The organism is Parasedimentitalea huanghaiensis, assembly GCF_009753675.1.
GTDB classification, from domain to species: domain Bacteria; phylum Pseudomonadota; class Alphaproteobacteria; order Rhodobacterales; family Rhodobacteraceae; genus Parasedimentitalea; species Parasedimentitalea huanghaiensis.
Window position 1 is genome coordinate 54,073 of record NZ_WQLV01000016.1, and the last position, 15,198, is coordinate 69,270.

General features: G+C 54.8%; 14 protein-coding genes and 1 riboswitch. Of the genes, 7 read left to right on the forward strand and 7 right to left on the reverse strand.

Going from position 1 to position 15,198, the window contains the following annotated elements; translation table 11 throughout:
* Window positions 1-4: 4 nt before the first annotated feature.
* The 7 genes from GO984_RS19735 to eda all read left to right on the forward strand — a co-directional run bounded on the left by GO984_RS19735 (window position 5) and on the right by eda (window position 8,617).
* Entirely contained in the window at window positions 5-844 is an 840-nt protein-coding gene (locus GO984_RS19735; RefSeq protein WP_157024298.1) for a carbohydrate ABC transporter permease, read from the forward strand.
* A complete protein-coding gene (locus GO984_RS19740) occupies window positions 841-1,869 on the forward strand; it encodes a Gfo/Idh/MocA family protein (protein WP_157024299.1) in 1,029 nt (342 codons plus the stop codon). The genes GO984_RS19735 and GO984_RS19740 overlap by 4 nt, the downstream gene beginning before the upstream one ends.
* 2 nt (window positions 1,870-1,871) lie before the next feature.
* On the forward strand, window positions 1,872-2,867 hold the full coding sequence (locus GO984_RS19745) for an ABC transporter ATP-binding protein (protein ID WP_157024300.1): 996 nt from the start codon (window positions 1,872-1,874) through the stop codon (window positions 2,865-2,867).
* A gap of 152 nt (window positions 2,868-3,019) precedes the next feature.
* Window positions 3,020-4,645: a glucose-6-phosphate isomerase gene (pgi, locus tag GO984_RS19750; RefSeq protein WP_157024301.1), complete on the forward strand. Its 1,626-nt coding sequence runs from the start codon at window positions 3,020-3,022 to the stop codon at window positions 4,643-4,645.
* Between the two features lie 28 nt (window positions 4,646-4,673).
* Window positions 4,674-6,125 carry a glucose-6-phosphate dehydrogenase gene (gene zwf, locus GO984_RS19755; protein WP_157024302.1) on the forward strand — a complete coding sequence of 484 codons (1,452 nt, stop codon included), beginning with the start codon at window positions 4,674-4,676 and terminating at the stop codon, window positions 6,123-6,125.
* Between the two features lie 32 nt (window positions 6,126-6,157).
* Window positions 6,158-7,969, forward strand: coding sequence for a phosphogluconate dehydratase (edd, locus tag GO984_RS19760; RefSeq protein ID WP_157024303.1), 1,812 nt, complete (start codon window positions 6,158-6,160; stop codon window positions 7,967-7,969).
* Window positions 7,970-8,617 (forward strand): bifunctional 4-hydroxy-2-oxoglutarate aldolase/2-dehydro-3-deoxy-phosphogluconate aldolase, encoded by a 648-nt coding sequence (gene eda, locus GO984_RS19765; protein WP_157024304.1) that lies wholly within the window; start codon window positions 7,970-7,972, stop codon window positions 8,615-8,617.
* Between the two features lie 52 nt (window positions 8,618-8,669).
* Here the strand turns inward: eda and gph are convergent, their stop codons facing one another.
* From gph to phnD, 7 genes are all read right to left on the reverse strand, one after another.
* Window positions 8,670-9,326: a phosphoglycolate phosphatase gene (gene gph, locus GO984_RS19770; RefSeq protein WP_157024305.1), complete on the reverse strand. Its 657-nt coding sequence runs from the start codon at window positions 9,324-9,326 to the stop codon at window positions 8,670-8,672.
* On the reverse strand, window positions 9,326-9,880 hold the full coding sequence (locus GO984_RS19775; RefSeq protein ID WP_157024306.1) for a thioredoxin family protein: 555 nt from the start codon (window positions 9,878-9,880) through the stop codon (window positions 9,326-9,328). The genes gph and GO984_RS19775 overlap by 1 nt, the downstream gene beginning before the upstream one ends.
* A 124-nt stretch (window positions 9,881-10,004) precedes the next feature.
* Window positions 10,005-11,018 (reverse strand): class 1 fructose-bisphosphatase, encoded by a 1,014-nt coding sequence (locus GO984_RS19780; RefSeq protein WP_157024307.1) that lies wholly within the window; start codon window positions 11,016-11,018, stop codon window positions 10,005-10,007.
* A 247-nt stretch (window positions 11,019-11,265) separates the two neighbouring features.
* Window positions 11,266-12,081: a phosphonate ABC transporter, permease protein PhnE gene (phnE, locus tag GO984_RS19785; protein WP_157024308.1), complete on the reverse strand. Its 816-nt coding sequence runs from the start codon at window positions 12,079-12,081 to the stop codon at window positions 11,266-11,268.
* The gene (phnE, locus tag GO984_RS19790; RefSeq protein ID WP_157024309.1) at window positions 12,081-12,893 is read right to left on the reverse strand and encodes a phosphonate ABC transporter, permease protein PhnE; all 813 of its coding nucleotides are present in this window, start codon (window positions 12,891-12,893) and stop codon (window positions 12,081-12,083) included. Before phnE (GO984_RS19790) ends, phnE (GO984_RS19785) begins: the two co-directional genes overlap by 1 nt.
* Window positions 12,890-13,684, reverse strand: a complete 795-nt coding sequence (gene phnC, locus GO984_RS19795; protein ID WP_138164436.1) for a phosphonate ABC transporter ATP-binding protein — start codon at window positions 13,682-13,684, stop codon at window positions 12,890-12,892. The genes phnE (GO984_RS19790) and phnC overlap by 4 nt, the downstream gene beginning before the upstream one ends.
* Before the next feature lie 69 nt (window positions 13,685-13,753).
* On the reverse strand, window positions 13,754-14,725 hold the full coding sequence (gene phnD / locus GO984_RS19800; RefSeq protein WP_157024310.1) for a phosphate/phosphite/phosphonate ABC transporter substrate-binding protein: 972 nt from the start codon (window positions 14,723-14,725) through the stop codon (window positions 13,754-13,756).
* 239 nt (window positions 14,726-14,964) lie between these two features.
* A riboswitch (cobalamin riboswitch) is annotated at window positions 14,965-15,181 on the forward strand.
* Window positions 15,182-15,198: the final 17 nt, after the last annotated feature.

Sequence of the window (15,198 nt, forward strand, 5' to 3'; positions counted from 1 at the left end):
TGAGATGTCTAAGGCACGCAATAACCCGCTAAACAGCTTCGCCGCTCACGCCGCGCTGATCGCCTATACTCTGATCGCGCTGTTCCCAGTGTTTGTGATCCTGATCAACAGCTTCAAAACCCGAAAAGCAATCTTTCGGGATCCATTGGCGCTACCTGAAGCCGATACGTTCACATTGATCGGCTATCAAACTGTGCTGAAGCAAGGTGACTTCTTTCTCTACTTTCAGAACTCGATGATCGTCACGGTTGTGTCACTGACATTGGTGCTGTTGTTTGGTGCCATGGCGGCCTTTGCGCTGGCCGAATACAAATTCAAAGGCAATATGCTGATGGGTCTGTATCTGGCGCTTGGCATCATGATTCCAATCCGTATTGGTACCGTCGCTATTCTGGAAATGATGGTCAGCAGCGGCTTGGTAAACACCTTATGGGCCCTGATTTTAGTCTATACCGCACAAGGCCTGCCACTGGCGGTGTTCATTCTGTCCGAATTCATGCGCCAGGTTTCTGATGACCTCAAAAACGCAGGCCGAATTGATGGGCTGTCAGAATACACCATCTTCTTCCGGCTGGTTCTGCCACTGGTTCGCCCTGCAATGGCGACTGTGGCCGTTTTCAACATGATCCCAATCTGGAACGATCTGTGGTTCCCACTGATCCTGGCCCCCGCCGAAGAAACCAAAACGCTGACTTTGGGTAGCCAGGTGTTTATTGGCCAGTTTGTTACTGACTGGAATGCCGTCCTGTCGGCCCTGTCGATGGCCATTCTGCCGGTGATGATCCTCTACGTAATCTTCTCACGCCAGTTGATCCGCGGCATCACCTCAGGAGCTGTTAAATGATCCGCGTCCTAATAGCTGGCCTTGGCAACATGGGCCTGTCCCATGCACTTGCCCACCACAACAATCCAGGCGCCGAGGTTGTCGGATTGGTCAACCGGTCTGGGGTCGTCGAAAACCCCGATCTACAAGGTTATCCGGTGTTCACCGACTTCGATATCGCGCTCGCCGAAGTGAAACCTGATCTGGTTGTGGTTGCCACCTATTCCGATAGCCATGCAGGGTATGCAATTGCAGCGATGGAAGCTGGCGCACATGTGTTTGTCGAAAAGCCGCTGGCCACAACTGTAGAAGACGCACGCCGCGTCACCGCCAAAGCTGTCGAACTGAATCGCAAGCTGGTCGTAGGCTATATCCTGCGCCACCACCCTTCGTGGGTTCGGTTGATCGAAGAAGCACGCAACTTGGGCGGCCCCTACGTGTTCCGCATGAACCTGAACCAGCAATCCAGCGGCGATACATGGGAAACCCACAAAGCCCTGATGCAGACCACTCCGCCCATCGTCGATTGCGGCGTGCACTATGTGGATGTCATGTGCCAGATCACCGACGCCAAACCAGTTCGGGTTAACGGTATGGGTCTGCGCCTGTCGGATGAGATTGCCAAGGACATGTATAACTACGGCCAGTTCCAGGTGGTGTTCGAGGACAACTCGGTTGCCTGGTATGAAGCTGGTTGGGGACCGATGATGTCGGAAACCGCGTTTTTTGTAAAAGACGTAATCTCACCCAACGGTTCTGTGTCGATTACTGAAAAAGACAAAGCTGGGTCCGATGATGTCGACGGCCACACCGCCGTTGGCGCGCTTTTGGTGCATCGCCCCGATGGGGATCAGCTGATCGACTTGCCGGGTGAGCCCGGCCATCAGCAACTTTGCGACGCAGAGCAGGCCTATATGCTACGCGCCATTACCGAGAACATCGATCTATCCCGCCATATGCAGGACGCCGTCCTGTCCCTGCACATCTGTCTGGCTGCGGACGAAAGCATCCGCTCCGGCCACCCAATTGACTTGATTGGAGCCTGATCATGACCGCTCTTTCGCTTACCAATGTTTGTAAATCCTTTGGCCAGGTCGAAGTCCTCAAAGACATCAATCTGACTGTTGAAGAGGGCGAGTTCGTCGTTTTTGTTGGCCCTTCGGGTTGTGGCAAATCCACTTTGCTCAGAGTTATCTCAGGCCTGGAAGAAGCCACGTCTGGTGATATCGAAATCAGTGACAACTCAGTGAATGATGTGCCGCCAGCCAAACGTGGCATCGCCATGGTGTTCCAATCTTATGCTCTTTATCCGCACCTGACAGTACGCGACAACATGTCGTTGGCCCTGAAACAGGAGCGCAAGCCCAAGGACGAGATCGCGACACGGGTTGCTGAAGCAAGCCGGATGTTGTCGCTGGGCGACTATCTTGACCGGCGCCCCTCAGAGCTATCGGGCGGGCAACGTCAGCGTGTCGCCATTGGCCGTGCCGTAGTCCGCGAGCCAGACCTGTTCCTATTCGATGAACCACTGTCCAATCTGGATGCAGCCTTGCGGATGAACACCCGGTTGGAAATTGCCCGGCTGCACCGCCAGCTCGGCGCCAGCATGATATATGTTACCCACGACCAGATCGAAGCAATGACACTGGCTGACAAAATCGTGGTGTTGCGAGATGGACGCGTTGAACAGGTCGGCAGCCCGATGGAAATCTACAACCATCCTGCAAACCGCTTTGTTGCTGAGTTCATTGGCTCACCATCAATGAACTTTGTTCCAGCGGAACGACTCGGCGGGCAAAATGGACAATTCGTCGGTATTCGTCCCGAATATGCTCAGGTCACCCCAAATGGTCGCCTGAAGGGCAAGGTCATTCACGTCGAAAAACTGGGCGGTGACACCAACATCCTAATCGACCTCGGCGACGATCTGACCTTTACCTCTAGGGTGTTTGGACAGTACGATACTCACGTTGATCAAGAAATCACTCTGGATTTCGACGATACAAAGTGCCTGTCCTTTGACGCCGAAGGACAACGTATCTGATCGTATGGCGCCTGAATGGGTCATGCCAATACGTGCTGAGACAATATAGCTCTCGCCATAAGTGATTTTTGGCGCTACACACCGAGATGTTACCGCTAACTTCGCAAGAGCGTACGACCCGGTAGCCGCTGTGGCAGCAAGGACATTATGTAATGAGTACCATTTGGCAGTTACTAGAGGAACATCGCGCCAAGACCGCCGAGGTTCCAATCTTATCGCTATTTCAGGACGAAGGCCGCTTTGACGATTTTTCAGCCGAGCAGGACGAGCTTCTGCTCGACTTCTCCAAAACCAGCTTGGACAGCACTGCGCTGGATCTGCTGGTACAGCTCACAGAAAGCGTGCAGCTGGAAGAAAAAATTGATGCGTTGTTTCGTGGTGATCCAATCAACACCACCGAAGGCCGCGCCGTACTCCATACTGCACTGCGAGCGCAGGCGGACACGCCGATCCTATTAGACGGCAAAGACGTTTTGCTCGGTGTCCGCGATACTTTGGCGCGAATGGAACAATTTGCACAAGACATCCATAGCGGAAGAATTACAGCCGCTGATGGCGGCAGCTTCACAGATGTAATCAACATCGGTATTGGAGGTTCGGATCTTGGCCCAGCAATGGCAACTTTGGCGCTAGCCCCTTACCACACGGGACCACGCTGCCATTTTGTGTCCAATGTGGATGGCGCTCATGTTCATGATACGCTTCAAAACCTGGACCCGCGGCGCACTCTGGTGATCATCGCATCCAAGACGTTTACCACCATTGAGACCATGACCAATGGCAACACCGCCCTGGTCTGGCTACGCGAGGCACTAGGGGATAAGGCTACAGAACACCTGACTGCTGTCTCAACTGCTCTGGACAAGACCACCGCGTTTGGGATCGCACCGGATCGGGTTTTTGGTTTCGAAAACTGGGTCGGCGGCCGCTACTCTCTCTGGGGACCAATCGGGCTGCCAATCCTACTGGCCATTGGCTCAGACAGCTTTCGCCAATTCCTGCAAGGGGCGGCAGCAATGGATGACCATTTTCGCACAGCTCCGATGCGGGTAAACTTACCGGTATTGATGGGCCTGGTCGGCATCTGGCACAACAATATCTGTGGCTACGGCAGCCGCGCCGTACTGCCCTATGATCAACATCTGCAACGCCTACCCGCCTACCTTCAACAGTTGGATATGGAGAGCAACGGCAAGCAGGTGGCTCAGGATGGCACCCCCCTTCCCCGCGCTTCTGGCCCAGTGGTCTGGGGAGAACCCGGCACCAATGGACAACATGCATTTTATCAATTGCTGCATCAGGGCACTGCTGTGGTGCCGGCTGAGTTCTTAATCGCCGCCGAGGGCCATTCACCGGAACTGGCGCATCACCATCAATTGCTCAAGGCGAATTGCCTTGCCCAGTCCGAAGCTTTGATGTGTGGTCGTTCCAATGCTGAAGCCACTGTCGTTGCCTCTGAACGAGGATTCGAGGGCGATGAACGAGAACGCATGGCCGCCCATCTCAGTTTTCCCGGCAACCGCCCGTCAACAACCATTGCCTATCCCAAACTCACACCTTTTGTGCTGGGTCAGATTATCGCGCTCTATGAACATCGCGTGTTCACAGAAGGCGCAATCTGGGGCCTCAATTCGTTCGATCAATGGGGGGTAGAGCTTGGCAAGGAACTTGCTGTTGCGCTGCTGCCAATGGTCGATGGTGCACCATCAGATGGGAAAGACGGCTCAACCAGCGGCTTGCTTGATAAGCTTTCCCAAAACACCGCCAAACAGACCTGAACCCCAGCTTAATACGTCAGAGAGAACTATGGTTTCCCGTGTCATACCCGTCCAATCTTTTGATCTTGTGCTGTTCGGCGCCACTGGCGATCTTGCCCGACGCAAAATTCTACCCAGCCTGTTTCATCGGTTCCAGCTGGGACAGTTCTGCGACAGCTCCCGCATCATTGGTGCGTCGCGTAGCGAAATGGATGCGGACAGTTTTCGCGAACTCGTGGCTGATGCCGTTCGTGAGTTTGGCCAAAAAGACGAAGTCAACGACAAGGACATCACCGCGTTTGTGGCACAGCTCGACTATGTCGCAATTGATGCCAAAGGAGATCAGGGCTGGGAAGAGCTGGGGAAACACATGCGCCCCGATAAGGTGCGTGCTTTTTACCTATCGGTCGCCCCTAGCTTGTTTGGCGATATTGCCACTCGGTTGCGCAGCACGGGTATCGCGACGGATGACAGCCGCATCGTGGTTGAAAAACCATTTGGTCATGACCTGGCGAGCGCTCAAGCGCTAAATCAGGCGCTGAGGGCCAATTTTGAAGAAAGCCAAATTTACCGGATCGACCACTATCTTGGCAAAGAAACGGTGCAGAACTTGATGGCGTTGCGCTTTGCCAACTCGTTGTTCGAACCTTTGTGGAATTCCTCTCACATTGACCATGTCCAGATCACCGTTGCCGAAAGCATCGGAGTGGAAGGCCGAGGCGAATACTATGACCGCTCGGGCGCGATGCGCGACATGGTGCAAAACCACCTGATGCAACTGCTTTGCCTGACCGCGATGGAGCCACCGGGTAAGTTTACTCCGGATGCTGTGCGTAACGAAAAGGTCAAGGTGATCGAGGCACTGGAGCCTGTTGAGAATTCCGACATCGCGCGTGGACAATACCGCGCCCAAAATAACACCGGCAGTTACCGCGACCATGCAGGCGATCCAAACAGTCAGACCGAGAGCTTTATCGCCATGAAGGTGCAGGTCGCCAACTGGCGCTGGGCTGGCACACCGTTTTATCTGCGGACCGGAAAACGTCTGCGAGAACGGGTGTCAGAGATCGCAGTGTTTTTTCGTGACCCTCCACATAATATTTTCCAAGGCAGCGACCCTGCCAAAGGCAATGTTTTGGTCATCCGTTTGCAACCGGATGAAGGCATAACCTTGCATACAACCATCAAGGACCCCGGCCCCGGCGGCATGCGTCTGACCGAGGCTGCGCTGGACATGACTTTTGCTGACAGTCTTGCCGAAGCCGAACGCCCACAAGACGCGTATGAGCGACTGATCATGGATGTGATCCGTGGCAACCAGACTCTGTTTATGCGCGGAGACGAAGTCGAAGCGGCTTGGGCTTGGGCCGATCCAATCATATCGGGTTGGGACGACCCGCGACACGCACCTCAGCCCTATGACACAGGTGGCTCAGGACCCGAAGACAGCCTGCTCCTGCTGCACCGTGATGGTCGGCGCTGGCGCAGAATCGGCAATTAATCCAAGGCACCAAAACAGAAAAGCGGCACCCAATGACCCTGAATACAACCCTGGCCTCGGTAACCGAACGCATCATCACCCGCAGCGCGCCTACACGGGGCGCCTATCTGGAAAGAATGCGCGCTGCGCAGAGCAACGGCCCAGCGCGCGCGCATCTTTCGTGCAGCGGTCAGGCCCATGCCTATGCTGCAGCCGGTCCTGATCAGGCAGCACTGGCTAAAGCATCAGCTGGCCACCTTGGCATCATCACCGCCTATAACGATATGCTGTCTGCGCATCAGCCATTTGAAACCTACCCGCAGATCGTCCGCGACGCAGTGCGTAAAGTGGGTGGAACTGCACAGGTTGCCGGTGGCGTTCCGGCGATGTGTGATGGTGTTACGCAGGGCGAGGCTGGTATGGAGCTCAGCCTGTTTTCGCGCGATGCCATTGCCATGTCGACTGCTGTTGGCCTTAGCCACAACACCTTTGACGCAGCCGTATTTTTGGGCGTCTGCGACAAGATCGTGCCAGGGTTGGTGATTGGTGCTCAGGTCTTTGGCCATCTGCCTGCTGTATTCCTGCCGGCCGGGCCAATGGTCAGCGGTTTGGCTAACGATGAAAAAGCCAAGATCCGTCAAAAATACGCTATGGGTGAAGTCGGTCGCGAAGAGCTGCTGAAAGCGGAAATGTCGGCCTATCACGGGCCCGGAACCTGCACCTTTTACGGCACAGCTAACACCAACCAGATGCTGATGGAATTCATGGGGCTGCACCTGCCGGGTTCCAGCTTTGTCAATCCGGGCACCGAGCTGCGTGAGGCCCTTACACAGGAGGGCGCGCGCCGAGCTTTGTCGCTTAGCGCCTTGGGCAATGCCTATACGCCGGTTTGTGATGTCCTGGACGAAAAGGCCTTTGCCAACGGTATTGCCGGGCTGATGGCCACAGGGGGATCAACCAATTTGCTGATCCACCTTATTGCGATGGCCCGTGCGGGGGGCATTATTCTGGACTGGCAAGATTTCTCGGATCTGTCCGAAGTGGTGCCGCTGCTGGCGCGCGTTTATCCAAACGGATTGGCTGATGTGAACCACTTCCACGCGGCAGGCGGGCTTGGCTATATGATCGGTGAAATGTTGGCCAATGGTTTACTGCACCCGGATACTAAAACCGTTGCTGGCGACGGTCTGTCCAATTATGTCACTGAACCCTTCCTCACCGACGATGGATTGGAGTGGCGCAGCGGCACTGGTCAAAGCCTGAATGAGGGAATTTGCAGACCTGTTAGTGACCCGTTCCAGCCTACAGGGGGCTTAAGCCGCCTGACCGGTTCGCTTGGGACAGCTGTCATGAAGATCTCGGCCGTTGCTGAAGAACACCGTATCGTCGAAGCCCCTGTCCGAATATTCCATGACCAAGATGATGCCAAAGCGGCATTCAAGGCTGGTGAGTTCACAGGAGATGTGATCATCGTGGTACGGTTCCAAGGCCCCAAGGCAAATGGCATGCCGGAACTGCACAGTTTGACACCTATGCTATCGATTATGCAGGGCCGCGGGCAAAAGGTGGCTTTGGTTACCGATGGCCGTATGTCCGGCGCCAGCGGCAAAGTACCCGCTGCCATCCACGTGGTGCCCGAAGCACTGGACGGCGGGGCAATCGCCTATATCCAGGACGGTGACATGCTGCGTGTTGATGCTTTGGCCGGAACATTGGACATTCTTACGCCTGACGTGACCAAACGCGATCCGGCAACTGCTGACCTTTCTGCCAATGCCTATGGCATGGGCCGCGAACTGTTTTCCCCTTTCCGCCAATTGGTTGGTTCAGCCGACACCGGCGCCAGCGTATTCGGAGACCTATAGATGTCCATTACCCCCCAAGCCGCCAGCGCGCGTAACCGCGAAATCTGCCAGCTGGCCCCGATTATCCCTGTGCTGGTGGTGCACGACGTGTCGCACGCCCGCCCACTGGCCGAGGCCCTTGTACGCGGCGGATTGCCCGTGCTGGAAGTCACTCTGCGCACGCCCGTCGCACTGGATGTCATCCGTGAAATGGCCAAGGTCGAAGGTGGCGTCGTTGGTGCCGGTACTTTGGTGACGCCAGATGATGTGGCCGCCGCTGTTAATGCCGGTGCCCAATTTGGCGTCTCCCCTGGTGCAACTGATTTACTTCTCGACACCTGCGAAGACATCGGCCTGCCCCTGTTGGCAGGCGCGGCCTCGGCATCAGAAGCCATGCGACTGCTGGAGCGAGGGTACGACATGCTGAAGTTTTTCCCGGCAGAAGCCTCGGGTGGGGTTCCGACACTAAAAGCCGTCGGCGCGCCTCTGCCCCAGATTTCGTTCTGCCCAACAGGTGGCGTCAGCCCGTCCAATGCCGCCAGCTATCTCTCGCTCCCCAACGTGGTCTGCGCCGGTGGCAGCTGGGTAGCCCCCAGCGATCTGGTCAACAGTGGCCAATGGGGCAAGATCGAAGCCCTAGCACGGGCCGCCAGTCAATTGGGTCTCTAAACCGAGTAGCATCGTGCCCCTCGCCCTCCGGACAAGGGTGAGGGACATTTGTTCAAGCTGCTTCTACCAGCAGATCTCGGACCAAAGTCGGAAGCGCAGCGAAATCATCAAAAGCCACGGTATGGGGCATCTCATCTACCGCGCATTTGCGATACCCTAAGGTAAACAGCAAAAACGGCACTCCAGCCCGCTCACCAGTTTCTGCATCCACATCGCTGTCACCTACATATAGCCGAGGCCCCTCTCCCAGTGCCTCAAACGCTGCGTGCAGCGGCGCCGGGTCGGGTTTGTGCACCGGCAGGCTGTCACCTCCCCACATGGTGTCAAACAAGTGGTCGATTTTCAGATGTTCCAACACTGAACGACAAGGCCGGATTGGTTTGTTGGTGCAGATGCCAAGGCTGTGACCCTCTGCCTTGAGTGTTTCCAACGCAGCCACAACACCGGGATAGATCACTGTCAGATGAACAGCGTCGTCGTAACGGGCCACAAAATCAGCCAGCAACCGGGCCTGTTCACTATCCGGTATTCCACGCGCACCGCGCATTCGGCTGACGAAGATAGCAGCCCCATTCCCGATGAAATCACGTGTCTGTTCCAGCGAGATCAATTCCAAGCCCTCTTGCGCTAGCACAGTGTTGGCAATGCCATGAATGTCCGGCGCGCTGTCAATCAGTGTGCCATCTAGGTCAAAAACAATACGAGCCATCAGGCATCCTTCCATTTGATTGAACAGCCCATCGAGGCAATTTGTTCCGCCGGTCCAATACCGGTTGCGGCCACAAGCTTCATCGCTTCAAACAGATCACGGCGCAATTCGTCTGCGCCCGCAGCCCGTGTTGAGCCATCTAGGCGGCCCCGGTACTGCAACTCAAGATCACTATTGAAACCAAAGAAGTCCGGCGTGCAGGCTGCGTCATAGCCACGTGCAATACTTTGATCAGCGTCGTAAAGATAAGGGAATGGGAGCTCTCGGTCCGAGGCCAGTAAAGCCATATTTTCGAAACTATCCTGCGGATATGCTGCGACGTCGTTTGACGAAATTGCAACAACACCGACCCCAAGCTCCTGCAATTCTGCTGCATCGCGGATAATACGGTCCAGGACAGCCAGCACATACGGGCAGTGATTGCAGATAAACATCACCAACGTACCTTTGGGGCCTGAGATATCGGCGAGAGATACAGTACGCCCATCAGTGGCAGGCAAAGTAAAATCCGGCGCTTTCCAGCCAAAATCACAGACAGGGGGAGTTACAGCCATGGAGGATCCGATCTAAAGGTTCAGGAGGGAAAGGGCTCGATGTAAGTCCGGATACCCTTGCCGTTTAATTGTGGACTGTCCACCGATCCCGGCCGGAATTCCACCAAGAATGTGGTCATGGTTTTCACGACTCAATCTGAGGGGACCCATTGCTTCCACCAAAGGCAGAATTTTCTTGCGTAGGCAGGTCGTGATAGACGGCCACCCGTTCGACTTTGGCTGGTGTTCCAAACACAAAAGGCACCCGCACATGTAACGAATCCGGAGCGCGGTCCAGAATGCGAGCCGAGCCATCTGTCGCCCGCCCACCAGCCTGTTCGACCAATAAAGCAATCGGTGCGCATTCATACAACAGCCGCAAGCGACCGTTCTCATAGCCCTGACGTTCATCGCTAGGATACAAGAAGATACCCCCTCGCATCAAGATACGGTGCGTTTCGGCCACCAGGGATGCCACCCAGCGCATGTTGAAATTTTTGCCACGGGGGCCAGCCTCCCCGGCTAAACAATCATCAATATAGGTCCGGATCGGTTTGGACCAATGACGATAGTTGGACGCGTTGATGGCAAATTCGATAGAGGTCTCCGGGATTTCGACGCTTGGGTTTATCAGTACAAATGCCCCGGTATCAGGGTCCAGAATGTAATGCTGGACACCATCCCCAAAGCTCACAACCAATGCCGTTTGCGGGCCATAAATGACATAGCCACCGCCAATCTGATGGGTTCCCGAACGCAAGAAAGTATCATCTGGATCCTCCAGCGCTTCGACAAAGGAAAAGATTGTCCCGATGGAGACATTGACGTCGATGTTCGAAGAGCCGTCCAGCGGGTCGATGGCCACACCTAACCCACCATCAACATCAATCTCCACGACCTCTTCGCGTTCTTCTGAGGCGTACCAGCGCACACCGGTCCCGCGCAGACCCTCTGCGAAAGCTTCATCGGCGATCACATCCAGCGCTTTTTGGTTGTCGCCATCAGTGTTGCTACCGACCTCGTGCCCCAGGGAACCCGACAGTTCACCCCGTGCAATTGTACGGGACAGCTGTGCGGCCACCTCACAAATTGCCAGCATGGGCTGGTACAGTTTTTTAGGTATAGCGTCTGACGCTAGGATGGCAGCAACTGAGGTCATCATGGCCTCCCTATCTGAACTTCGGTTTGGCGCCATGTGCGGCGGTCAGGTGTCTTATGTACCTAAATCTTCAGAACCAATAGCGGGAATTTCAGGTGTGGGTTTCCGTCAAATACACAGGTCCCCACAGATGCCTGGCAGATCATCTGTGCAACGTCGTGAAACGAAAATTGGGCGCTAAGGCGCCCAATTAGATTAGTTTAAGATGCCGTTATCTCTGCTCGTGCGCCCCTTGCAGGACCCCCGGCTAGATAATCGCACCACGAACTTTGGCCGATACCCACTCGCTGACCACCACCGCGAACAAAATCACCAGAAGGATCAGACTAACCTGTGGCCAAGCCAACGTGTTCAAAGAACCCTGCAGCTGCAAGCCAATACCGCCAGCGCCAACCAGTCCCAACACTGTGGATTCGCGCAGGTTGATATCCCACCTGAACACTGCGATCCCCGCAAAGGCTGGCAACACCTGAGGCACGATTCCATAGGCCATCACTTGCCAGCGACTGGCGCCGGTGGCGGTAATGGCCTCGACCTGTGTCTCGTCGATTTCTTCAATCGCCTCGTAGAGCAATTTGGCGCAAAACCCAATTGAACGGATTGAAATGGCTACCAGTCCAGCAAACACACCCGGTCCAAGGATCTTAACCAGTAACAAAGCCCAGATAAGTGAGTTGATTGATCGGGTCGAAACGATAATGAGCAACGCAATTGGCCGGACAAACAGCGCTGAAGGCGTCGTGTTCCGCGCCGCCATAAAGGCCACGGGAACTGCCATCATCAGCGCCAAAACTGTCCCCAGAGTGGCAATGTTCAACGTGTCCCATAGCGGCTCCCACAGCTTGTCCATGTAAGACCAACGCGGGGGAACTGCTCGCCCGCCTATATCGGCGGCAATACGTGGTGCATCCCAGAAAAATTGCCAGGTTGTTGCAGCTGATATCTGCTGCCAACACCACATGAACACAGCCGTACCAATGAGCCAGGCAAACCAGATCTTGAACTGGGTGTTGCGATCACGTCTCTGCCAGACTTTCTGGCCATCAACAGTAGAAATAGCCATTACTGAACCCTCGCGCGGATAATGCCGGACAGATACTCTAGCGCCATAACAGTGACGATGATCATCAAGAGAATGGCCGCGGCAGTATCAAACTCATAGCGATCGAACGCCGTATTCAGCGTTGCGCCAATACCTCCGGCCCCAACGATACCCAAAACAGCACTTTCGCGGAAATTGATATCCAGCCGGTAGATCGACAACCCTATCAGGCGCGGAACCACCTGCGGGTGGATACCATAGATATAGCGCTGCAGCCAGGTTGCCCCGGTGGACCGCACCGCCTCCGCTTGTATCCGGTCCATATCTTCGATTTCTTCGGCCAGCAGTTTTGACAAAAAGCCGATCGTCGCAAAACTAAGGGTCAGAAAGCCCGCCAGAGGTCCAAATCCAAAAATCGCCACCAGCAAAATGGCGACAACAATTTCGTTCAGCGCCCGAGACAGCGCAATTACTGCACGACACACAAGATAGACCGGCAAGATCGAAATATTGCGGGCTGCACCCAGGCCAATCGGAATAGAAATGCCGATGCCAACTACAGTTGACGCAAACGCCATCACCGCGCTTTCAATCATACCGTCTTTGATTTCACCAGCCCGCGAGGTGAAGTCTGGGTTGGCAAAGGCGATGACAAATTGCCAGCCGCGATCCAGTCCCCGGTACACCCGGGCCCAGTTTACGTCGATCGAATAGATCGCAAGGATTAAGTAGATTACCCCCCCAATCAGGAGGGCCCAGCGCAAACCTGGAGAGCTAATAAAGGGCGGTTTTTTCCATGGCTGGCCCAACCGGGCCTCTAGTGCAACGCTCATTGTGCTGCATCCATTTCATCTTCGTCCTCAACCTTCTGGATTGTCTCGGACCAATCTTCATCCCCATAGATCCGCGTCAACACACCCTCAGTCAGCTCGGCAGGGGTTCCGTCAAAAACCATAGTACCAAGTTTCAAGCCTACGATACGCGATACAAACATCTGTGCCAAAGCAACGTCGTGAATATTCACAATGGCCGCGAGTTCCCGCTCTTTGCACAGTTCGACGATCAACCGCATGATCTGGCGAGAGGTTTTGGGGTCCAGTGAGGCAGTCGGTTCATCCACCAACAAGACCGAAGGATTCTGGATCAGCGCGCGACAAATGCCCACCCGCTGCCGCTGCCCACCGGACAGCTCGTCGGCGCGTTTATCTGCCATTTCAACCAGTCCAACCCGGTCAAGCAGACGAAACGCCTCGTCGACATCCTTTTGCGGATATTTGCGAAGAAAGCTGCGCCAGAAACCAACGTATCCCAGCCGACCGGATAACACGTTTTCCATAACCGTCAGACGTTCGACCAGAGCATATTCCTGAAAGATCATCCCCATACGACGGCGTTCTTTACGCAACCCGCCCAGACCCAGCCCGGTCAATTCAACGTCGCCCAACTCAACTGTTCCCGAGGTCGGCTCCACCAATCGGTTGATACAACGGATCAGAGTGGACTTCCCAGCGCCAGATGGACCAATCAGGGCCAGAACCTGGCCCGTGGGCACCTCCAAGTCGACATCGTTCAACGCCCTGTCGCCGGTTTTATAGATTTTGGTCAGTTTTTTTAAACGCAGCATTTAGGCCTCGTAATGCGCAAAGGACATGCGCCCCGAGATCGGGGCGCACAAATTAGTTTTGGCTTTAGATCAGTTGCAAGCGTAGCTCACACCATTCGCAGTATCGATTTTGCGAATAACGTCCCAGAATTCCTTATAGTTCATCTTTAGGAACTGGCCTTCATTGGACTTCTCGAACTCTTCCTGCAACGCGGTCCCTTCCCACTCGAAGCTGAAGAACGCATCTTGGATTTGCGCTTGCAACTCGGGCGTCAGATTGTGCGCTGTGCCAAATCCAGTGGTTGGGAACGTCTGCGATTTGTAGATCGAAACCACATCATCGGCTTTCAACTCGCCGCGGCTGATCATCCGGTGCAGAACCGAATTGGCAATCGAGGCCGCCATGTAATCCTGGTTGGCAACGCCCATGATCGAGTTGTCATGCTTGCCTGAATAAACTGGCTCAAAATCCCGATCAGGGATTAAATCATAGTCGCCCTTCAAGATTGCGCTTGGTGCCTTGAAGCCAGAGTTTGATGTCGGCGAGGTAAAGGCCAGCTGTCCGCCTTTGATGTCTTCGACCTTTTCGATCCCCGAACCCGGATATGTCAGGATTTCCATTTCATAGCCAAAATTGCCATCCAGAGAGGCCATGATGGTAAAGGGCCGGAAGCCTGCACAGTTCACTGCCAGAGGATTGGACCCGGTGTTGAAGCCAGCAATGTGCAAGCGGCCCGAGCGCATGGCCTCGATTTGCGCCGCATTAGATTGCACTGGGAAGAACTGGACTTTTTTGCCGGTTTTTGCAGCCAGGTGATCCATAAACTCAGCCCAAACCGACACATAAACAGCCGGGTCTTCCACCGGAGTATAGGTAAAGATCAGGGTGTCAGGGTCGACCAGCTCGCTTGCATCTGTTGGGATATCTGCAACCAGATCGCCATCAACGTCGCAGAACCGGTCATCCAAAGTACCGCGTTCACAATCAGCCGCCGCGGCACCAGCAAGGGTCAGGCCAGCAATAAAAGCCGCTGTTGACACAGCTTTTGAAAATACACTCATAATCTTCTCCCTTTTGTTTTTTATTCGACAAAGCCTAGCGGCAAAAACTCATGCAGCAAGCATTTTGTCATATTCGATCATCGCGGTAGTCCCGCAGCTAATGCATTGATGCTCTCTCATTAGACTGACCGCCTACTAGCGCTGAATGCCTAAGCTCTTGCCGACGGCCTCACTGAAATTGCGATTTTGCTTGACCAGGTCAGGATTGGATTTTTCAAATTGACAGATCCACGCAAGTCAGGCACCTCAGTCTGGATGGTTCTCGGTACGCCATAGGTAATCCGGGATGAAAAGGGAACACGGTGCGGTGTAGCCATCAGGCGCCAAATCCGTGACTGCCCCCGCAACTGTAAGCGGCGAGCGACCTGTCAAGACCACTGGGCTAACCACCCCGGGAAGGTGACAGAGAGCTTCGACCCGTGAAGTCAGGAGACCTGCCATCTGGATTCAACTCAACCCAGGCGGGGAGCCTG

Coding starts and splice junctions, on each gene's coding strand:
- zwf (WP_157024302.1), top strand. CDS start 4,674: ATGGTTTCCCGTGTCATACCCGTCCAATCTTTTGATCTTGTGCTGTTC.
- GO984_RS19780 (WP_157024307.1), bottom strand. CDS start 11,018: ATGACCTCAGTTGCTGCCATCCTAGCGTCAGACGCTATACCTAAAAAA.
- phnD (WP_157024310.1), bottom strand. CDS start 14,725: ATGAGTGTATTTTCAAAAGCTGTGTCAACAGCGGCTTTTATTGCTGGC.
- edd (WP_157024303.1), top strand. CDS start 6,158: ATGACCCTGAATACAACCCTGGCCTCGGTAACCGAACGCATCATCACC.
- eda (WP_157024304.1), top strand. CDS start 7,970: ATGTCCATTACCCCCCAAGCCGCCAGCGCGCGTAACCGCGAAATCTGC.
- phnE (WP_157024309.1), bottom strand. CDS start 12,893: ATGAGCGTTGCACTAGAGGCCCGGTTGGGCCAGCCATGGAAAAAACCG.
- gph (WP_157024305.1), bottom strand. CDS start 9,326: ATGGCTCGTATTGTTTTTGACCTAGATGGCACACTGATTGACAGCGCG.
- GO984_RS19775 (WP_157024306.1), bottom strand. CDS start 9,880: ATGGCTGTAACTCCCCCTGTCTGTGATTTTGGCTGGAAAGCGCCGGAT.
- GO984_RS19735 (WP_157024298.1), top strand. CDS start 5: ATGTCTAAGGCACGCAATAACCCGCTAAACAGCTTCGCCGCTCACGCC.
- GO984_RS19740 (WP_157024299.1), top strand. CDS start 841: ATGATCCGCGTCCTAATAGCTGGCCTTGGCAACATGGGCCTGTCCCAT.
- phnE (WP_157024308.1), bottom strand. CDS start 12,081: ATGGCTATTTCTACTGTTGATGGCCAGAAAGTCTGGCAGAGACGTGAT.
- pgi (WP_157024301.1), top strand. CDS start 3,020: ATGAGTACCATTTGGCAGTTACTAGAGGAACATCGCGCCAAGACCGCC.
- phnC (WP_138164436.1), bottom strand. CDS start 13,684: ATGCTGCGTTTAAAAAAACTGACCAAAATCTATAAAACCGGCGACAGG.
- GO984_RS19745 (WP_157024300.1), top strand. CDS start 1,872: ATGACCGCTCTTTCGCTTACCAATGTTTGTAAATCCTTTGGCCAGGTC.